This window comes from Paenibacillus sp. J22P165 (assembly GCF_059692015.1).
This window is the reverse complement of sequence record NZ_JCAUAP010000002.1, coordinates 578434-598047: the sequence shown is the minus strand read 5'-3', so window position 1 is coordinate 598047 and position 19614 is coordinate 578434. Positions and strand designations below refer to the sequence as shown.

20 protein-coding genes are annotated in these 19614 nt (G+C 44.6%); 13 read left to right on the top strand and 7 right to left on the bottom strand.

The genetic code is table 11. The features are described from left to right. The first annotated feature begins 64 nt into the window (after positions 1 to 64). From AC58QM_RS06915 to AC58QM_RS06900, 4 genes are all read left to right on the top strand, one after another. The gene (locus tag AC58QM_RS06915; RefSeq protein ID WP_497282484.1) at positions 65 to 928 is read left to right on the top strand and encodes a helix-turn-helix domain-containing protein; all 864 of its coding nucleotides are present in this window, start codon (positions 65 to 67) and stop codon (positions 926 to 928) included. An 86-nt stretch (positions 929 to 1014) separates the two neighbouring features. Further along, positions 1015 to 1764, top strand: a complete 750-nt coding sequence (locus AC58QM_RS06910) for an IclR family transcriptional regulator (RefSeq protein ID WP_497282482.1) — start codon at positions 1015 to 1017, stop codon at positions 1762 to 1764. A gap of 145 nt (positions 1765 to 1909) precedes the next feature. After that, entirely contained in the window at positions 1910 to 2683 is a 774-nt protein-coding gene (locus AC58QM_RS06905; protein WP_497282480.1) for an SDR family NAD(P)-dependent oxidoreductase, read from the top strand. A gap of 47 nt (positions 2684 to 2730) precedes the next feature. Next, positions 2731 to 3639, top strand: coding sequence for a fumarylacetoacetate hydrolase family protein (locus tag AC58QM_RS06900; RefSeq protein WP_497282479.1), 909 nt, complete (start codon positions 2731 to 2733; stop codon positions 3637 to 3639). Positions 3640 to 3703: 64 nt separating this feature from the next. Here the strand turns inward: AC58QM_RS06900 and AC58QM_RS06895 are convergent, their stop codons facing one another. Next, on the bottom strand, positions 3704 to 4573 hold the full coding sequence (locus AC58QM_RS06895; RefSeq protein ID WP_497282477.1) for a helix-turn-helix domain-containing protein: 870 nt from the start codon (positions 4571 to 4573) through the stop codon (positions 3704 to 3706). 119 nt (positions 4574 to 4692) lie between these two features. Between AC58QM_RS06895 and AC58QM_RS06890 the strand changes: the two genes are divergently transcribed. Both AC58QM_RS06890 and AC58QM_RS06885 read left to right on the top strand, forming a co-directional pair. Next, positions 4693 to 5886 (top strand): Gfo/Idh/MocA family protein, encoded by a 1194-nt coding sequence (locus tag AC58QM_RS06890; RefSeq protein WP_497282475.1) that lies wholly within the window; start codon positions 4693 to 4695, stop codon positions 5884 to 5886. A gap of 14 nt (positions 5887 to 5900) precedes the next feature. Then, positions 5901 to 6725: a sugar phosphate isomerase/epimerase family protein gene (locus tag AC58QM_RS06885; RefSeq protein ID WP_497282474.1), complete on the top strand. Its 825-nt coding sequence runs from the start codon at positions 5901 to 5903 to the stop codon at positions 6723 to 6725. Between the two features lie 103 nt (positions 6726 to 6828). Here the strand turns inward: AC58QM_RS06885 and AC58QM_RS06880 are convergent, their stop codons facing one another. Further along, positions 6829 to 7584, bottom strand: a complete 756-nt coding sequence (locus tag AC58QM_RS06880) for a helix-turn-helix domain-containing protein (protein ID WP_497282473.1) — start codon at positions 7582 to 7584, stop codon at positions 6829 to 6831. Positions 7585 to 7755: 171 nt separating this feature from the next. Between AC58QM_RS06880 and AC58QM_RS06875 the strand changes: the two genes are divergently transcribed. The 6 genes from AC58QM_RS06875 (at position 7756) to AC58QM_RS06850 (ending at position 13551) form a co-directional block, all read left to right on the top strand. Next, the gene (locus AC58QM_RS06875; RefSeq protein ID WP_497282471.1) at positions 7756 to 8685 is read left to right on the top strand and encodes a nucleoside hydrolase; all 930 of its coding nucleotides are present in this window, start codon (positions 7756 to 7758) and stop codon (positions 8683 to 8685) included. A 91-nt stretch (positions 8686 to 8776) separates the two neighbouring features. Further along, positions 8777 to 10129, top strand: coding sequence for a GGDEF domain-containing protein (locus tag AC58QM_RS06870; RefSeq protein ID WP_497282469.1), 1353 nt, complete (start codon positions 8777 to 8779; stop codon positions 10127 to 10129). Positions 10130 to 10291: 162 nt separating this feature from the next. Then, positions 10292 to 11308 (top strand): NAD-dependent epimerase/dehydratase family protein, encoded by a 1017-nt coding sequence (locus AC58QM_RS06865; RefSeq protein WP_497282467.1) that lies wholly within the window; start codon positions 10292 to 10294, stop codon positions 11306 to 11308. Positions 11309 to 11310: 2 nt separating this feature from the next. Then, entirely contained in the window at positions 11311 to 12378 is a 1068-nt protein-coding gene (locus AC58QM_RS06860; protein WP_497282465.1) for a dihydrodipicolinate synthase family protein, read from the top strand. Positions 12379 to 12454: 76 nt separating this feature from the next. After that, a complete protein-coding gene (locus AC58QM_RS06855) occupies positions 12455 to 13252 on the top strand; it encodes a polysaccharide deacetylase family protein (protein ID WP_497282464.1) in 798 nt (265 codons plus the stop codon). A gap of 128 nt (positions 13253 to 13380) precedes the next feature. Next, on the top strand, positions 13381 to 13551 hold the full coding sequence (locus tag AC58QM_RS06850) for a Spo0E family sporulation regulatory protein-aspartic acid phosphatase (RefSeq protein WP_497282462.1): 171 nt from the start codon (positions 13381 to 13383) through the stop codon (positions 13549 to 13551). A gap of 22 nt (positions 13552 to 13573) precedes the next feature. On the opposite strand, the gene AC58QM_RS06845 is transcribed toward AC58QM_RS06850, so the two are convergent. From AC58QM_RS06845 to AC58QM_RS06825, 5 genes are read right to left on the bottom strand one after another with little or no spacing between them, the layout of a single operon-like run. Next, entirely contained in the window at positions 13574 to 14677 is a 1104-nt protein-coding gene (locus AC58QM_RS06845; protein WP_497282460.1) for a GerAB/ArcD/ProY family transporter, read from the bottom strand. A gap of 12 nt (positions 14678 to 14689) precedes the next feature. Then, positions 14690 to 14920 carry a hypothetical protein gene (locus AC58QM_RS06840; protein WP_497282458.1) on the bottom strand — a complete coding sequence of 77 codons (231 nt, stop codon included), beginning with the start codon at positions 14918 to 14920 and terminating at the stop codon, positions 14690 to 14692. Further along, a complete protein-coding gene (locus AC58QM_RS06835) occupies positions 14917 to 16116 on the bottom strand; it encodes a Ger(x)C family spore germination protein (RefSeq protein WP_497282457.1) in 1200 nt (399 codons plus the stop codon). The genes AC58QM_RS06840 and AC58QM_RS06835 overlap by 4 nt, the downstream gene beginning before the upstream one ends. After that, on the bottom strand, positions 16113 to 17201 hold the full coding sequence (locus AC58QM_RS06830; RefSeq protein WP_497282455.1) for a GerAB/ArcD/ProY family transporter: 1089 nt from the start codon (positions 17199 to 17201) through the stop codon (positions 16113 to 16115). The genes AC58QM_RS06835 and AC58QM_RS06830 overlap by 4 nt, the downstream gene beginning before the upstream one ends. Further along, positions 17194 to 18714, bottom strand: a complete 1521-nt coding sequence (locus tag AC58QM_RS06825; protein WP_497282454.1) for a spore germination protein — start codon at positions 18712 to 18714, stop codon at positions 17194 to 17196. Before AC58QM_RS06825 ends, AC58QM_RS06830 begins: the two co-directional genes overlap by 8 nt. Before the next feature lie 238 nt (positions 18715 to 18952). Between AC58QM_RS06825 and AC58QM_RS06820 the strand changes: the two genes are divergently transcribed. Then, positions 18953 to 19585 (top strand): SGNH/GDSL hydrolase family protein, encoded by a 633-nt coding sequence (locus tag AC58QM_RS06820; protein ID WP_497282452.1) that lies wholly within the window; start codon positions 18953 to 18955, stop codon positions 19583 to 19585. Positions 19586 to 19614: the final 29 nt, after the last annotated feature.

The following is a 19614-nucleotide window of genomic DNA, read 5'->3' as shown; positions in this document are numbered from 1 at the left end:
ATTACACGCATTTGTAGGGTGAAAAACGACTGAAATGTTTCTTTGGAAGAGAGGGTTCTGACAGATGATTCTTGATCATTACGCGATAGCTCCCTATATTCGTATTGCTGATTATGCGATACGTCCGCCTTTTTTTCTAGGTGAACGCAATTTGTTGGATTATATTATTTTTTATGTGCAAGAAGGTCAATTCGATATACAGATTAATGAACGGAAACATGTCTTGAAAGAAGGCGATTTATGTCTCTTCCAGCCAGGTGATCTGCATACGATCAAAGGTCTCAACAATACCATTAACCCGTATGTTCATCTCGATTTTTTCTATAATGTACACCGAGAAGAAAGCTTTGTAACGCGGCCTGGACAATTGGACATGATGCCTTACAGCGCTTACTCGCAACCCCGATTGCACGAATGTAAGGATATTCGTATACCATTTCGAATAGAGACTTCTCAACCTAATAAAATGCGGGATCTTGTTTTGAAGATGATTGAATGCTGGCAATTACAGACCTATTTGGGAATCATGGAAGCTAATCAGCTAGCTAATGAGTGGATCACGCTCGTATTTAAGCAGTACATGAAGCCGCAATCTCCCCAGCGAACGCATCAGCCATTTCTAAACTGGATAACCTCTTACTTTGCATTTCACTTGTCTGAACCCATAACCGTTGCGGATATGGCTCAAAGAGCTGGTTTATCTTCGTCCCGATTTAACGTGCTTTTCAAGCAGCATTTTCAGCAGACACCGTATCAATATTTGATGAATTTGCGAATAGAACATGCCTTAGAGTTATTAAAGGAAGATGTTTCGATTCAAAAGGTGAGCGAGTATTGTGGATTTACCGATGTGCATCACTTTTCGAAAGCATGTAAAGCTGTTACTGGGATTACGCCTGGTGCACATCGGAGGAGAGTGAATCCATGAAAAGCTGCACAGACTTACACCAGCACGTACTTTGTGTTATCATCGAATGAAAAAGTCTGTTAGTGAAGTCTGTGAGGGTGTTAAACATGGAACGTAAATATTGGGTCCCGGCACTGGAAAGAGCACAAGACGTGCTGCAGCTAGTTGCTGCTGGGCCTTCTAAGTTAAAATTAATGGATTTGAGCGCAGCGACGGGCATTAATAAAAGTACGATGTTTTCTCTTTTACATACGATGGAAACCTTGAATTGGGTGATCAAAGAAAAAGGGGATACCTATGCATTAGGTTCCTTCTTCGGAATGATTGGCAATGCATATTTCTCTGGCATGTCGCTAGTGAAGTTATTCGAAGAGAAGGCAAGTCGATCGGTGGAGCGGCTTGGTGAGACGATTCAGTTAGGTCGCTTGGAGAAGGGCGAACTCGTTTATTTGGCGAAGAAGGAGGGAGCGACGCAAGTCCGACTCATCTCTGAGCCTGGGATGCGTTTGCCAGCGTACGCAACGGCAATGGGCAAGGTGTTGCTTGCTGCGATAGCGGATAAGCAGGTGCTCTCGTACTATGAGGAAGGCAGCTTCCAAAGCTTCACGCCGAATACGGTTCGAAGTGGTGAGGAGTTGCTCGTTCAGCTCCGAATCGCAAGAGAGAACGGGTACGCGGTCGATCATGAAGAAGTTGTACTCGGATTTTGCTGCATCGCTATGCCGATTCTTGATCGTAACGGTGAGTCGATTGCTGCAGTTAGCTGCTCCATGCCTATCCATCAATGGACGGTAAAACAAGCGTTGGCGAAGCAAGAGATGAAACTGTTGGCACAAGCGTTGTCAGCTGTTTTTTAAAAGGACATAACCATGTATCTATTCGTAATAAGGATAGATACATGGTTTTTTTGTTCATTGACGAGACAGAAAGCGGATGTTAAACTTGATTTATAATTAATATATTAAACTGAGTTTATTATAATAAACTAAGAGGTGAATCTAAATGAGACTACAGAATAAGGTTATTATGATTACAGGTGCTGGTTCGGGGATCGGGAAGAGCACTGCGTTGCTTTTTGGACAAGAAGGTGCACATGTGATCGTAAATGATTTGGATGCCATCAAAGGTGCAGAGACGGCTTCCGAAATTGAAGCTAACGGTGGTAAAGCACTCTTCCTGCAAGCAGATGTAACCGATCCGGAATCCGTTAAGACGATGGTAGACCGAGCAATCGAAGCATGCGGGCGAATTGATGTGCTTTTTAATAATGCGGGAATTAGCGGCGTTGGTGCGCTTCATGAGCTAGAACCGGACCAATGGGATCGCGTCATTCGTGTGAATATTCGAGGCGTTTTTCTGCCATCCAAATATGTCATTCCTCATATGATGGAGAAACGCAGCGGGTCAATTATTAACATGTCCTCCTGCATTGCGGAGATTGGCTTGGCTCGGCGTGCCTCTTATGCAGCGACGAAAGGAGCGGTACTGGCGTTGACGAAATCGATGCAAGTCGATTATGCGCCTTACCAGATTCGTGTAAATGCACTCTTGCCGGGCACAATTTTAACACCTTTTGTTGAGAATTATTTGAAAACCTCTTATGATGATCCTGAGGCTGCGATTGCCTCTTTAAAAAGTAGACAGCTTAGCGATGAACTCGGTACTCCAGAGGATGTTGCGCAAGCCGCGCTATTCCTAGCTTCGGATGAATCCAAGTTCATGATGGGCTCGCCTTTGTACATTGATGGTGGCGCTGTGTTTGGTAAGAATGCGTAAATAAGCATGATTCAAATCAATTAACGGAAGAGAGAGGAAGTTCCCTAATGAAACTCGTCACAATTGATCAAGCCGGTAGTCTTCATCTAGGTGTGAAGCTGGAGCGTTATGTATTGGATATTAACGAGGCGTTGAAAGGATTCCCGGAAGAAGGGCTTCCAACGGATATTATGTCCGTTATTGGTAATGCTGCAACCGCGATCCCTCAGCTGGAGAGATATATAGCAAGAGTCGTGGAGGAAGTGACAGAGGGCAGTTCATACCTTTTGGAGGAATCCCAAGTTACGTATGGCCCCTGTGTGACGCATCCAGGCAAAATCATCTGCGTAGGCTTAAATTATCGTAAGCATGCCGAAGAGACCAATGCTGCAATCCCGCAATATCCGATTTTATTTAATAAATTTAATAATACAATTACTTCGCATGGCGACGACATTCCGCTTCCGAATCGCGTTACGAGCCAAGTCGATTATGAAGCTGAGCTGGTTATCGTGATCGGGAAAGAGGCTAAGTATGTATCCAAGGATCAGGCATTGAGCCATGTACTTGGTTATTGTAATGTGAATGATTTGTCTGCCCGTGATTTGCAAATGCGTACCCAACAATGGTTGTTAGGTAAATCCTGCGATAAATTCAGTCCGCTAGGTCCTTATTTGGTCACGGCTGATGAGGTGGGAGATCCAAATCAGTTGACGATCAAATGTACGGTGAATGGTGAAACGAGACAAAATTCACATACGTCCGATATGATTTTCCACTGTGATGAAATCGTCAGCTATATTTCCCAGCATATGACGCTGTCGCCTGGTGATATCATTTTGACTGGAACCCCTGAAGGTGTAGTTCTCGGCAAGCCTGTTGATCAACGTGTATATTTGAAGCATGGGGACGTAGTTACGATTGAGATTGAAAAATTAGGTGCTTTAACCAACCGTATGGTGGATGAGCAATTATAGACTTTTTATATGTTGAAAAAGAGAGAAGGCAGCCTGCGGGCTGCCTTTTTGTCGTTCAAATGAATCACGATTCCCGCATTTGTCTACTTTCCTGTGTGCTTACCTGCTTCGCATAGTGTTTCGGTAGAACACCTGCTTTTTTCTTAAACATACGCAAAAATCCCGTATAATCGTTAAAGCCAGAACCCAAGCAAGCCTCTGTCACGTTAGCCCCGTCTTTCAGTAGTTTTTTGGCAAGCGCAATGCGTTTATACACGATGTATTCGTGGATGGTACTGCCGGTATGCTTTTTGAATAGACGACTGAGATGATAACGGCTGATGTAGAACTTCTTTTCCAACAACTCGAGAGATAGATCTTCTGCCAAATGCTGATTCAGATAAGCAAGAATGGGGGTCAAGCGAACAGGCAAGCCCACGCCAAGCTCATTCTCGTTGTTCGTCTCAAAAAAACGCTGCACAAGCGAAATAATTTCTAAGAGATAACCTAGCTTAAGCAACGTATCACCAGCACTGGGATGTTTGTTTATGTAATCATATTTGTGAAATAAATCAACCAAGGAAGACGTTTCCTGTTCGGTGAGGGAGATTTTATTATTTTCGCCAAGAGGGCGATTATAGAAGCATTGTAAGGGACGAAGGGTTTCCGTTTGAAAATGTGCCAGCAATGCCGGGTTAAATTCGATCGTGACACGCTCATACATGGCATCCGTGGTTAAAGCAGGCTTGTGAATTTCGTGTTCATTCGTAATGATCAGATCACCATACTGTAAAGGATACACCGTTTTCTCTACAAAATAATTCACGTCTCCTCGGATGAGGAAGAAAATTTCACAGCCTTTATGCAAATGGAAATGAACATTAAAGGGTGGTTTCCTAGTGGCATGCTGGAAATGAACGTGTTGATCGAATTGTGCCAAATAGTCTGAAATCATCGGCAATCCCTCTTTCACTGAGCAAGATTATCCATATCTGAGGCAATTTCTTCAAGGAAGTAGTAATTAGAATGATATAGGATGAAGATGAGATATTCAATATAGAGGAGGGAACATAGATGACTATTACGAAAATTAAATTCGGGCTAGTTGGGATAGGCAACATTGGCAAGACACATCTGAAATATTTGGCTGAAATGGACAATGTGACGCTGGAAGCTGTCTGTGATGTGGATCAAACGAAGGCTGACCAGTTTGCGAGCACCTATGGGGTGAAAGCCTACTATAGCGCCAGTGAAATGTTAGCGCATTCAGGAATCGATGTCGTAATCATTGCCGTTCCGCATTATGATCATCCTGTGATTGCCATTGAAGCTTTTGAACGAGGCATTCATGTTTTGTGTGAGAAGCCCATCGCTGTGCATGTGAACGATGCGAATCGCATGATTGACGCCTACGAAAAGGCAAAGCTGACGTATCCTAATCTGCAGTTCGCCATTATGTTCCAAGAAAGAACGCTGCCGTTCTATGCGAAACTGAAGGAAATTGTGGCAAGCGGCGAGCTAGGCCAATTAACGCGTGCCACATGGATTCATACGAAGTGGTTTCGCTCCCAGACGTACTACAATAGCGGCGGCTGGCGCGCGACTTGGGCTGGTGAAGGCGGCGGCATTCTAACGAACCAGTGCCCGCACACACTTGACATGTATCAGTGGCTGTTTGGCTTGCCATCGATGATTTCGGGGCATGCCCATATCGGGAAGTACCATGATATAGAAGTGGAGGATGAGGTCACGGCTTATTTGGAACATGCAAATGGGATGATTGGACATTTGATCGTAACAACGGCCGAGTTGCCTGGAACGAATCGTCTGGAAATCGTGGGAGATCTGGGGAAACTGTTACTTGAGAATGGCAAGCTGCTCTATTACAAATACCCCCAATCCATGCTTACCTTTACCCGAGAGACTGAGCAGCAATTCGCATCATGGGAGATTGAACCTATCGAGGTTGCCGTAGACACCTCAGTTCCGAGCGGGCATGCCTTCGTGACAAGGCGGTTGGTGGATCGGTTAATCGGCTTAGATGTGGACTTAATTGCTGAAGGTCCGGAAGGTTTGGGCGCGTTGACATTAGCCAATGGCATTATGTTGTCTTCCTTTGAGAAGCGTCCGGTATCTGTTCCGTTAGATGGTGATGCGTTCTTGGCTCATTTAAATGAAAAGATTCGCACATCTAGCTTCATTAAAAAAGTGAACCAAGCAACCGAGGTGGCCGTAGATATGTCGGCTTCATTCGGGAGTACGAAATAAGAGGAGGAAACGCCATGTTAAAAGTAAAGGTAACGTGTTTCGCGGACGAAATCTCGCATGATTTGGAAGAGCAGCTGGATGTGCTTACACAGGAGGGGCTTGCTAATCTCGAGCTTCGCAACGTATGGGGGAAAAATGTGTTGGACTTAAACGAAGAGGAATTACAGTCCATACGAAGCGTACTAGATCAGCGAGGATTTACCGTCTCTTCCATCGCATCGCCAATAGGTAAATACGCTGTGACAGATGATTTTGCACCTGAATTGGCCGCCATGCAGCGTGCAATTCATGCGGCGCACGCCGTAGGTACACCCTATATTCGAATCTTCTCGTACTATACGAAGGACATCGATTTAGATGCATGCAGAGATGAAGTTCTAAGTAGAATGAAGCAATTAACTCAGCTTGCAGAACAGGCGAATGTCATTCTCCTCTTAGAAAATGATAATAATCTGTATGGATCGAAGGATGACCGTGTATTGGACATTTTGCAGCATTGTAACTCCAACTCGCTTCGCACGGCATTCGATCCCGGTAATTTCGTTATGAATAAAGTGAAACCTGCAAATGAAGCCTATCCGAAATTGCAGTCATACTTGGCCTATGTCCATGTGAAAGATGCGACAAATGAGCCGCATCAATTCGTTCCTGCTGGTGCAGGCGCAGGACAGCTTCCTGAGCTGTTGCTTCAATTGCGAGAGGATCGGTTTACGGGATATCTTTCCGTCGAACCGCATTTGCAACATTATTTGCCCTATGCTAGTAATCCCAAACGTGTAGTAACCGCAATTCGTGCCTTGAAAGACCTGCTCGCTCGAGCAGAGATGGCATGGGAATAAGCAACGCTATAAGTAACGTCATTTACGTGATAGTTTTCGACGGGTCGGGCACATGCTGCTCGGCTCATTGTATTTCAAAGGGGCACTTCCATGGATATCCTGCCTATTTGCTAGAAGCTTGCATACGATATCGGCGAGGAGAGAATCCGGTAGCTTTCTTAAAAAGGGAACAAAACTGCGTGTCATTGGAGAATCCACTGTCATTAGACACGGCAGAAATCGAGAGATCTGTTTGCAGCAATAGACGTTTGGCTAGCTCAAAACGCTTAGACATCACGTATTGCATAGGGGAGAGACCATACTTTTCTTTAAAGAGATGACGAAATCGATCATAGCTGTAACCAACCAATTCGGCTAAGATGTCAACACTAATCTTCTGATTTACGTTTTCATCAATGTAGTTCTTGGCGTAAATAACCTTATCAACAGAAGGTTCAGAGGAGGTGAATTCATCATAGCGGAGGAGTTCAATCACCAACTCGCCAACAAGATGATTCAACTTAGCGGAGTAGAAGGACCGTTTATTCTGCATCTCAATGAGCATTCTTTGCAATAAGGCAAGAATAGCTCCGTCTGTTTGGTCGCGATATAAGCCTTCCCGGAGGGTATACCGACCTAGCTCTACTTGAAATCCGATAAACAAAACATCGCTGTCTGTTGCATGCTTCTCATCATGTAAGGTAAGAGGTTTGATAAGGGTGAAAGCGTCAGCTTGAAAGGCGTAGGTATAGTCTCCGATCCGAGTTACGCCGTTCCCTTGCAAATAATAAACTAATTCATAGCATTGATGTCGATGTGGGATGACCGTCTGATGTTGTTGCCGTGTCGTTCGAAAAAGAAAATCCAAATGCCCATTCATGGTAGCTCGCCCTTCCACTTTGAAAATCGGATAGATAGCCGAATCGTATAAAAAATAAGCCGATCTATGATAAAAATATAACACGAATATAGATAGAATAACTCTATATTCAAAAGAATGTACACAAGATGAACAGCCACATGATGATATAAAAAAGTGAGGAGATGTCCCATGGAATTCCCATTGATATCGGATGAGGAACGTATCCAACGATTGAGATCAAGATCTGGCAAGATACGAATGGTATTGGATACGGATACGTTTAATGAGATTGATGATCAATTTGCTGTTGTTTATGCCTTGCAATCGCCTGAACGCCTACAAGTAGAGGCATTCTATGCAGCGCCGTTCTTTAATGATTTGTCGTCAGGGCCTAAGGACGGTATGGAAAAGAGTTATCAGGAGCTGCACAAAATTGCATCTCTGATGGCACGCACAGACATTCCTATTTATAAAGGGTCTGAAACCTATTTACCAGGTCCTGAGACACCGGTAGAGAGTGAAGCAGCGCGTAATATGGTGGAGCGAGCGATGGCATCCTCCCCGGAAGACCCTTTGTATGTTGTAGCTATTGGCGCAATAACCAATGTGGCTTCCGCCATACTGATGGAGCCTCGCATCATCGCGAACATCGTGGTTGTTTGGCTTGGCGGCCATGGGCTTCACTGGTCGCATACACGTGAATTTAATTTGGAGCAAGATATCCATGCTGCACGTGTTATTTTGAATAGCGGTGTCCCACTCGTGTTAATTCCTTGTATGGGTGTGGCTTCTCATCTGCAAACGACGTTATCTGAGATGAAAGATTTTGTGAAGGATGCAGGCGAGATCGGTGCGTATTTGTACGAGACGTTCCGACAAGTCCATCCAGATCATTATGCCTATTCCCGTGTGATATGGGACATTTCAACGATTGCTTATCTCGTTAATGAAAAGAGTACACCGAGTGTACTTCTCGCAAGTCCGATTGTATCCGATGAGGCAAGATGGAGCCAAGATCCGTCACGACATCTCATACGCTACGTGCATCATATTGATCGTGATCTTGTATTCCGAGATTTGTTCCTCAAGCTTAAGGAAGACCATGCTGGAAAATATTGATTCCTGCATTTAAAGACACAATAACGATTTGTCTTTTATTCGAGAACAGGCGTATACTTGATCATAATGATGAAGTAAGGAGCCGCCATGTATGGATATTCCGAATCGAATTGCCATTGGTATCTTAGGGCCTGACGCTCTTGTGAATAAAGTGTTAAGCGTTCTTGGGACGTCTTTTCCATCTTTTCAGCCGATTTCGCGCGCCTGTTCAGCAGAAACTGCGTCTGAGATTGCCGAGGAGCTGCTCTTAGAGGTAGAAGTACTGCTTGTAACAGGTCCTACACTCTATCGAAGAGTCAAGGAGCATGTGATTACCCACTTGCCTGTACATATGATTCCATTAACGGACACGGGACTATTTAGTGCGTTATATCGTTTACGCAGTAAGCCCCAGCTTCATTCAGCGGATGCTATATTTAGTATCGATTCTTTTACATCCTCCTCCTTAAGTAGGCATGTTAAGGAAATCGGTGAAACATCATCCAGCTTTTTGATTTACGATGGTGTGCCCTATCCGCAAGTGGAAACCATGATGCACTTCCATGTAGAAGCGTTCCGTAGAGGAGCTGCCCAAGCAGCGTTGACCACTGATAGTGAAGTTGCGGATAGGCTGAATGAGCAGGGGATTCCTTGTGAATGGATTACTCCGACCGATCAGAATATCACGGTAGCTTTGGAGCGTGCGCTTCTCTCAACAGAAACTCGGCGCAGTAAAGAAGCACAAATCCTTGTAGGCATGATCAATGTGGATGATTTCGGCAAAAAGCTGCAACAGCAGAGTACGGAGCACGATATCCAACGTTTCAAGTTAGAAGTTCACAGAAAACTGATTGATTATGTAGAGTCGTTGGACGGCTATTTAACGCATCTCGGTGCGGATGAGTATTTATTTTTTACAACACGGGGAATCTTCGAACGTGAGACGGTGGGCTATAAGTCGGTTCCGCTTGCTCGAGAAGTATGGAAATCGCTGGGTCTTTCGCTAAGTATGGGCATCGGCTTCGGTCGCAGTGCGAATGAAGCAGGTACGCATGCCCGACTTGCCTTGCGCAGATGCAAAGAGGCGGGCGGGAACACTTGCTTTATTGTTCGTGAAGACAAAACGCTTATTGGCCCACTAGAAATGGCTGATCCACTAAGTCGGGATTTGTCAGTGACAGATCCAGAGCTGCTGAAGTGCGCAGAAGATGCCGGGATGACTTCTACGTATTTAAGCCGGCTCATGGCGACAGTCGCAAGGACGAGTAAGCTAGACTACGAAGTGCACGAGTTAGCGAGTATCCTTGGCGTCACGGTTCGAAGTACGCATCGTCTACTGCTGCAATGGATGGACCATGATCTGATTTCGAGCGTTGGTTATGTGAAAGTCCCCAAAGGTAGACCCAAACAAACGTTCAGACTTCAATTCCTGGAGAAATTGGCTGCCGATCCAAGTCGTGTATAGATAGGAACATACGAACCGCTCTTAGATTGGCCATGCTGCCAGTAAGGGCGGTTCTTTCCTTTTATTTAAAGACGATATAAAGATTTGTCTTTTATGTTTGAGAGTCCGTATACTACAGTCAGGAAGCTTAATTCAAGATCATAATGTGAGGAGATTGCGAGAATGAGAACATTAGAAGATTTGGATAAGGTTATGTCGTCACCGTCACCGGAATTAATCCAGTTTATGCGGGAATTGGATGGGGATATTATGCTGCTTGGCGTTGGAGGCAAGATGGGACCGAGCCTAGCCAAGCTAGCCATGAACGCGATTCAAGCTGCTGGTGTTGATAAAAAGGTGTATGGGGTTTCGCGCTTCTCTGAAAGCGGTTTGCAGGAGGAACTACAATCTTTTGGAGTAGAAACCATTGCCTGTGATCTTTTAAATGACGAAGCGCTGCAAGCCTTGCCAGATGTGCCTAATGTCATTTATATGGCAGGCACTAAGTTCGGTACAACGGGAAAAGAGCATTTCACTTGGGTGATGAACGCGTATCTGCCTGGAAGAGTAGCTGAGAAATATCGTAACTCCCGGATCGTCGTATTCTCAACAGGCAATGTGTATCCGTTCACACCGGTGGCCTATGGCGGGGCTCACGAAGCGATTAGTCCTGCCCCAATCGGCGAGTATGGTCAGTCCTGTCTTGGCCGTGAGCGTATGTTTGAACATTACAGTCACAAGAATGGCACGCCGGTTTTGATCTATCGTTTGAATTATGCCATTGATTTACGCTACGGTGTATTGTTAGAAATTGCGAAATCTTTGAAGGAAGGTCGTGCCATAGATCTTGCTATGGGGCACTTCAATTGTATCTGGCAAGGAGATGCGAATGATATTGCAATTCGATCACTAAAGGCTACGCAAAGTCCAGCTAATTTCTTGAACGTGACGGGACCTGAGACCGTCTCTGTGAAATATGCCGCGGAGCAGTTAGGTAAACGCCTTGGAATTGAGCCTATCTTCAAAGGTCAAGAATCGGAAACTGCACTGCTTAGTAACGCAGCGAAGAGTATGCAGCTATTTGGCTATCCGCGTGTTTCACTTCTACAGATGTTTGATTGGGTAGCAGAGTGGATCGAGCATGGTGGCAGTATGATTAATAAACCTACTCATTTCCAAGAGAGAGAGGGGAAATTCTAGCCATGACAGGACGCCGGGAATTAAGTAATGAGCAACGAATTGCGCTGCACGATGGACTGGTCATTCCAGCGCATCCACTTGCCCTAACCGCAGATCGGTTGCTGGATGAGCAAAGTCAAAGAGCGTTGACACGTTATTATATGGCAGCGGGTTCTGGTGGAATTGCGGTTGGCGTGCACTCCACACAGTTTGAAATCCGTGATCCGAAATACAATTTGTACGAGAAAGTACTTCGTATGGCTTCGGAAGAGGTGGATCGCGCAGGACTAACTAGACCTTTTATCAAGGTCGCAGGCATTTGTGGTCCTACAGATCAAGCCAAAGACGAGACAGATACAGCCATCTCCCTTGGCTATGATGCAGCCTTATTATCCATGGGTGGCTTGAGCGGCTGGACGGAGTCTCAAATCTTGGAGCGGACAGCACGCATTGCGGAGAAAATGCCCGTCATCGGATTCTATCTTCAACCTTCTGTTGGCGGCAAGGTATATAGCTTTGATTTTTGGAAGCAATTTGCTAACATTCCGGGCATTATAGCAATCAAAATGGCTCCTTTTAACCGCTATCAAACGATTGATGTCGTACGTGCCGTCTGCTATTCAGAGCGCCGCGATGACATCGCTCTTTATACCGGTAATGATGACAACATTATTAATGATCTTCTAACTGTTTATAAATTCCAATTTGAGGGTAAGAACATAGAGAAAAGAATTGTAGGCGGATTACTTGGACATTGGGCCGTCTGGACGCAAAAAGCAGTGGAGCTTTTAGACGAAATAAAGGGAATCCGAATGAATCCTACGCTGGCATCCGAATGGCTTACACGGAATATCGAGGTGACCGAAGCGAATGCAGCGTTCTTCGATCCTGCCAATGGCTTCGCAGGTTGTATTCCTGGTATTCATGAAGTGCTTCGTCGTCAGGGATTGTTGAAGGGAACATGGTGCTTGAATCCACATGAAGAATTGTCGCCTGGCCAATCGGAAGAAATTGACCGCATGTACAGAGACTATCCTCATTTGAATGATGATGCCTTTGTGAAGACGAATCTATCGAATTGGTTATCCTAATTAGGAAATGATAGCCCGCCAAAGAAGTTTCTGATACATTGAAAGTATGAAATTGACTTATTTTGGAGGGGTTCATTTGCGTATTCGATTAGATCGGTTTCCACAAGGTGTCACCAAAGCTTTAACGCTAAGTTACGATGATGGCAAGTTACATGATCGCCGGCTTGTGCGTATATTGAATGAATACGGAATGAAAGGCACATTTCATTTGAACAGTGGATTTCTAGGAAAAGAAGGGTATATCGAGGCTTCTGAGGTAGCTTCGTTATTCGCGGGACATGAGGTATCTGCTCATACCATTGATCACCCTTTTCTAGAGCAATCGCCAATGGACCAAATCGTACGAGAAATTTCACGTGATCGTGAAGCCTTGGAATCATTGGTCGGCTATCCGGTGCGCGGAATGAGCTATCCTTTCGGAACCTACTCCGAGCAAGTCGTTCAAGCACTGCCTACACTAGGCATTGAATACGCACGTACGGTTGCTAGCCATGGCGGATTCCAAATGCCGCAAGACTTCTTAAGGTGGCATCCAACGTGCCATCATAAGAACATGCTTGAGCATGCCGATGCGTTTGTACAACTGGAACAAAGGCATTCTCGGATGTCGTTATTGTATGTCTGGGGACACAGTTATGAGTTCGAAAATGATAACAATTGGGAGATACTTGAGGAGTTCGGTGAAAAAGTAAAAGGCAGATCCGACATTTGGTTTGCAACGAATGCTGAAATTGTGGCGTACATGCAAGCCCTTGAACGTCTTCGTTTCTCCGCGAATTGCCAGATCATCCAAAATCCTTCGGCCATTCCAGTCTGGATAAGTGTAGAAGGGGAACAGGTAGTGGTTCAAGCGGGGCAAATTATCAATATATAGTGTTTTTTTGTGAAAAAGTGTAAAATCGCCTAATTTGCTAATAGTTTCTTAACAATATTCAATTATGATAAAGGTAACAAAACGTGTAAGTTATCCACAGAAAGAATTTCAAAATCGGGGGGATCAATATGGGACAACGATATGAGTTGGAAGAAAAGATTGAAGCACTTCGTAATGAGCTGAATCTTGCTAGTCAAACATACGGCCTATTGTCTGATACGGTATTGAAACTTTCTATCGAGTTGGATGAACTGTTGAATACCTATTATCAACTTCTTTTTCTTCGAACGATTGCCTAATGAAGCAACGAAGAAACCGAGTTCACACTTGCGGGTGTGAATCTCGGTCTTTTTTATTTCTAAGCCATGATATTCCCCATAAGACAAGGGGGATGGCTAACATATGGATCGGGAAAATAAACTTAACAGCAATCTTTTGCGGGAAAAAGATGGAACTGTCGTAATAACTGCGCGGCACCATGGCGAGAATCAGAATAACCGGAGACACTACCCAAAGCATGCGAGGCCAATGCGTAACTTTGAACACTTGTGCCGTGCCGTATGTGCACACGAAGAAGTACAAGGATACTTTCATGAAGACGCCTATAATCCAGATGGGGATAATGAGGGCATCTAGATTTTGGAAAAAGTTATAGACGGAAATATAACGTACCAGATTGAAATAAGGATACGTCTGCCCGGCAGCCATTTGAACCCCAAAGACTGTAATGAGCACGAACGTTGCTATACTAGTCAGCAAGCCACCTACAGCAACGCTGAGCAAAACGGGCTTCGTCCCCCGATCAGGATGAGAAAGGAAAGCAAGCAGGAACACAAGCAAAATACAATCGCCGAGGAAAGCACCAGTATGTATAGAGCCCTTCAGAATGACTTTCATTCCTGAATCCACATAGAAAGGGAGGAGATGTTTAAGTTGAATATCTCGGATACTCAGTAGAAATGTCACCATAATCATAATGAGTAGGATGGGTCCTAAGAGTTCACTGCTCCGGGCTAGGGCTTCAATTCCGCTTCTCGTGACATAGATAGCAACAAGCATCATTGCCGCAATGGGCACGATGATGGGGGTTCGCGGCAGAAGGGTTGCGAGAATGAATTCAGCATATTGTCTTAATATGATGGCAAGCACAACATACCAGTAAGCCCCATAGATAATAAATAGCAAACCTGCTACCCATTTACCAACTAGTTTAGGAAGGTATGCAACGAAGGTTTGACCTGGATAGTTCCGATTGATTCGCGTACAAATGAAGGCGATAAACATACCAATGAGTGTCGCAATCAACATGGAAAACCAGGCATCGTTTTTGGCCGTTATTAAAGCAGGATGGATCGTCAACAGAATGGTCATGCTGATTTGCATCGTGGCTATCATCCAAAATAATTGCTTTCCACTGATCCGCATTCGCATACTCCTTTATTGATCGATCAACTTGGCTAACGGTTGAAAAATATGATCCACCCAATGTGTTGGACCTGGCAGTAGAGGGTTCATAGCGAGAATCACGGCTAGGATCCAACACAAGCTAAGGATGGTAAAATAAGTAACTCGCTCTTTATTCGGTGTCTTTTTTCGAATCATAAACCATTGCACCCCAGTGACTAGGAAACAAATCAGCATAAGCCATGGAATCGTTTTAGAAGTCATTTTCTCGGATTTTCCTCCAATTCAACTTCCTTAATACTGGTTAGACCTGGGCGTTGAATCGTTGCATGAGGCTGAATATCAACCTCAATGGTGGGGAACAACTCCTCCCATTGTGCTTTTCGCTTTTCCCATTCTTTCGGGTAAACGCGATGAAAGGCACCGCCAAAATCAAAAATATCTGCTTGTAGTTCTTTCTGAACTTTGTTCAAAGCAATGCGGACGCGTGCTTCGATATCATCATTCATCGCTTTTTCAATGATTTTAACTGCTTTGGGATCAGAACTAATTTTTAATGATGTTGAATTTTGCAGAGCACTATTCTCTGTGCGAATTTGGAGCTGAACCGTCCAAGTTCCGTTCTTGATCATTGGCTTAATCTTGGTTTTACTGTTTATTAATCGGAGTGAAACTGAGCCAGGGCTATCTTCTGGATTCACTGTGACTACCGCTTGACTAATTTCATCTCGGACCCAGAGTATGCCTCTTGTCGTAAACTCATCGATGACACCAACCATTTTGCCCTCTTGAAAGATAGCTGTACCATTAACAGGTGCAGGCATGTTATCGTAATTGTCTGGAGCGGACACAGGTAGAAGTTCAATCCAGGGCGTTGCAGCCGCGCCAGTCTCATCGACAAGCATTTGAGCAAGTTCAGCGAGTGTAACGCTGAGAGAAAGCTTTCCTTTCGATATTTCACGCATAATCTCCGCTGAGTTTCGTTCAAGGAAAGAACGCGTATCTAGCAATTGTCTCGCCTTTCCTTTGGCTACATACATATAAGCACGTTCTCTTGGCTGCGGAGCGCGCATTAAGTAGTCAATTTCATCTCGAATGCCATCCTTGGCAATATCTTCGCTAAAAATAAACACCTCTGCATGCCCCCAGAAAAGCTTCCTTGGAAGCTTTTCTTGAATATGGGACAGTGCATCAGCAATATTTTCCCCTGTCGCAGAAGTGACAATAGAAGCTTGGTTTCCCACATTTGCACCTTGTCCCCCCATACCATTGGCAGAGGAAGTCCTTGGGACGAAGATTTGAACAGATAGCAAAATTGTTTTCGAGTCTACCTTATCAATAGCTGCGCCAGTAATCAGAGCGACATCATTCACTTCTATGCGATCCCAACATCCAGTGAGAAGGAAGAGGCTAACTACTAATGCCATCGGTAATCCGAGGTGACGAGTGAAGGCACTCATCGCTGAAGCCTGCCTTTGATGAGAACAGTGATAAGTAAGAATGCTGGGATGACGACTTGCATGAGCAATGAGAAAAACGGAATGCTTGTGTTTAAAGCATGAGCCATTTCTTGGGAATTAGGGGCAGCCCAAATGTTAACGAGAATGATGAGAAAGCCCATTGGAATAATAAGCGGTCGATAGTCAGACAACTTGAACAATTGCGCGGTCCCCAAAGTGGCCCAATAATAGGTGATTGCGACTTTAATAAAGATGCCCATTAACGAAACAGCCATCAAGACCGATTCAAGATGCTCAACAAAATCAGAGAGAGCGATATAGCGTACGGCGACTAATAATGGAAAGCTCATAGCCGTGGTGAGTGATCCAAATGTAAATAAAAGAGCCAAATTAATGGTTATCATGGTGAACATGACGGCCAACATGCTGTAAAGACTCCATTTCATAGCGTGTTCCTTTTTTGTTAAATAGGGAAATAGGAATGACAGGAAGAAAAACTGTGAGAACCATGAAGCGGGAGCGATGGACCCTAGCAACGGTGGAAGTGGGCCATTTTCAAAAACGGGACGTATTTGTTTGAATTGAAAATCTGGGATTAAGGTTAAAATCATCGTCATGATAATAATCATGGCAGCCGGAATGAAGAGCAGAGTGGTTCGCGCAATTACTTCAAGACCTGTGTATAACGCATAGGCACATACGGCAGTAATGGCAATCACGACGATAATTAACGGTGTTTCACTTAGGAAATTAGTTGAAATAAAATCACCATACTCTCTAAGTGTGAGACTAGTTGAATAGAGGAGAAGTAATAAATAAGTAAATGCAATAAAGGATCCCAGATACCGCCCCCAAATATGAGGGAGATATTGAATAAAGGTATCTCTTGGAAACTTCGAATGTAATTGAAAAACAATATAGATCGTTAAAAGGCCGACAAGGGAAGCAAGAATGGGTGTCATCCACATATCCGTTCCTGCTAGTCGCATCGTTATGGCTGATATCGAGATCGATGTTGTTACGAGTATCATTGGATGCATGATGAGCGCCATCTGCATGGGGGAGATTCTACCTTTTTCAATCATGGGCATCATTTCCTTTGGGATGATCTGGTAATTGCCCATTAGGCTGACCAATCGGGTTCGATTTGACCGTGGACAGAGGTCGGCGTCTTATCGACCAAATCGGGGCACGGACAAGCACATCTTTCAGTTCACTTCCTTTCATAGGAGCAAGTGGCTGAAGATAAGGCACGCCTAATGAACGTAGGGAGCACAAATGAATGACAATCACAATAAATCCTAGCATCAGGCCTAATAACCCTAGCATGCCAGACAAGAACATGATGGGGAATCGCAGCATACGCAGTGCAATCCCCGTTGCGTACTGCGGCATCATGAATGAGGCAACCCCAGTAATGGCCACGACCATGACCATCGGTGCAGATACTAAGCCAGCTGATGTCGCAGCCTGTCCAATGACAAGAGCGCCAACGATACTGACGGCAGCGCCAACTTGCTTAGGAAGTCTGACCCCTGCTTCACGCAAAGCTTCAAAGGATATTTCCATGAGCAAAGCTTCGACAAGCGCAGGGAAAGGAATGTCCTCACGAGACTTCGCGATGCTAAGTAATAACGAAGTGGGTACCATTTCTTGATGAAAAGTTAGAATTGCGATGTAGAGAGATGGCAGCAGAAGTGTTGTAAAGAAAAAAACATAACGCAACCAACGTATTAATGTACCAATAATGAACCGTTGGTAATAATCCTCTGGTGATTGCAACATAGAAAAGAGTGTTGCTGGTGCAATCAAGGCGAAAGGCGTGCCATCGACTAGGATCGATACTTTGCCTTCTAGGAGTGCAGCGCAAACGACATCGGGGCGCTCGGTGACTTGAATCTGAGGGAAAGGTGAGAAAGGACTATCTTCAATCAGCCCCTCAATGTAGCCGCTCTCCAAGATACCATCAATCCGAATTTCGCTGATCCGCTGGTTGACCTCTTCGATCAGTGATTCTTTTGCGAGCCCTTCCATGTACACCGCATAGACCGTCGTTTGGGTGTGGGTACCTAGCGTATACGGGATCATTTTCATAGCTGGACTCTTGATTTTCCTACGCAGCATGGATGTATTAATCATAAGTGTTTCGGTAAATCCTTCTCGCGGTCCCCGAACCACCGATTCAGCCGAAGGTTCGTTAATAGCACGTTTCTCCCACCTAGCCACACCAAGCGCAAAGCAAGCTGGCACGCCTTGTACGAAAAGGCCGACACAACCGGAAGAAATATGCGAAATTACCTCGTCCATCGTCGTAACTTCAGTAATATTAGAGATCGAGACGAGGGTTGATAACTCTTTCCTTGTATAGTTCCATTCCACTTCAGGTTCTTTAATAAGTGGGGTTAGGATATCTTTATTGACAAGTTCCAAATCAACTAAGCCTTCCACATAAATAAGAAAAGCTTTGGTTGTCTGACCAACGTCGAAAGGGTGAATATGGATATCATGACATTTATGATAAATAAGGTTAAGTTCACGCAGATTGTCCTTAAGTTGATCAGAGATGAATGTGGGTGAAATCGTAGACATGGCATCCATGAGCAAAACTCCTTATTAATTTCACGTCCTTAGAGAAGGCGCAGTCATTGATTTGGGTATTCCGTATCTTTTTGTCCAATTTTGTCAGAATTTAAACGCATGTCGTCCATTCAGGGGTTACTTGAATCGTAGATTTTCTTTGTTCACGCGACTCATGAGACATGGTATAATTTGTGAGGAATTTATTTCATCCGTAGGTAAGAAGAAGGCTTGGTCAATCAAAGGAGGATTCATGAGGATGGCAGTATGGGTAGAGCAAGGGGATACCGTTCTATTTCAAGGAGATAGTATTACGGATGCTGGACGTATTCGTGATAATGGCAACGATCTAGGCAGAGGCTATGCACTTATGACAGCTGCACTTTTTTCAGCGAAATATCCGGAGAAACAGGTTAAGTTCTTGAACAGAGGGATTTCTGGCAATCGTGTTCCTGATTTGCAGGAAAGATGGCAGCAAGATTGTTTGGATTTGAAACCAAATCTAGTTTCGATTTATATTGGCATCAATGATACGTGGCGTAGATTTGATCGTAATGACGGGACCTCAACGGAGAAATTTAAAGAGGGGTATCGTCAGCTGCTAGATCAAACAGTAAGCACTGGAGCGAAGCTGCTTCTTATCGAGCCATTTGTTCTGCCAGTGCCTGAGGATCGCAAGCTTTGGAGAGAGGATTTGGATCCTAAGATCACGGCTGTTCGTGAATTAGCTAGAGAATTTGGCGCACGTCTACTATGCTTAGACGGATTATTTGCCCAAGCTTCTACGCAAGCTGACAGCGCTTTCTGGGCACCAGATGGTGTTCACCCATCTCCTGCTGGACACGCGTTAATTGCAAATGCTTGGCTGAGGGCAGTTGGAGCTGCAGAGTAGAAGATTAAATATATTGTTTCGCTTTAGAT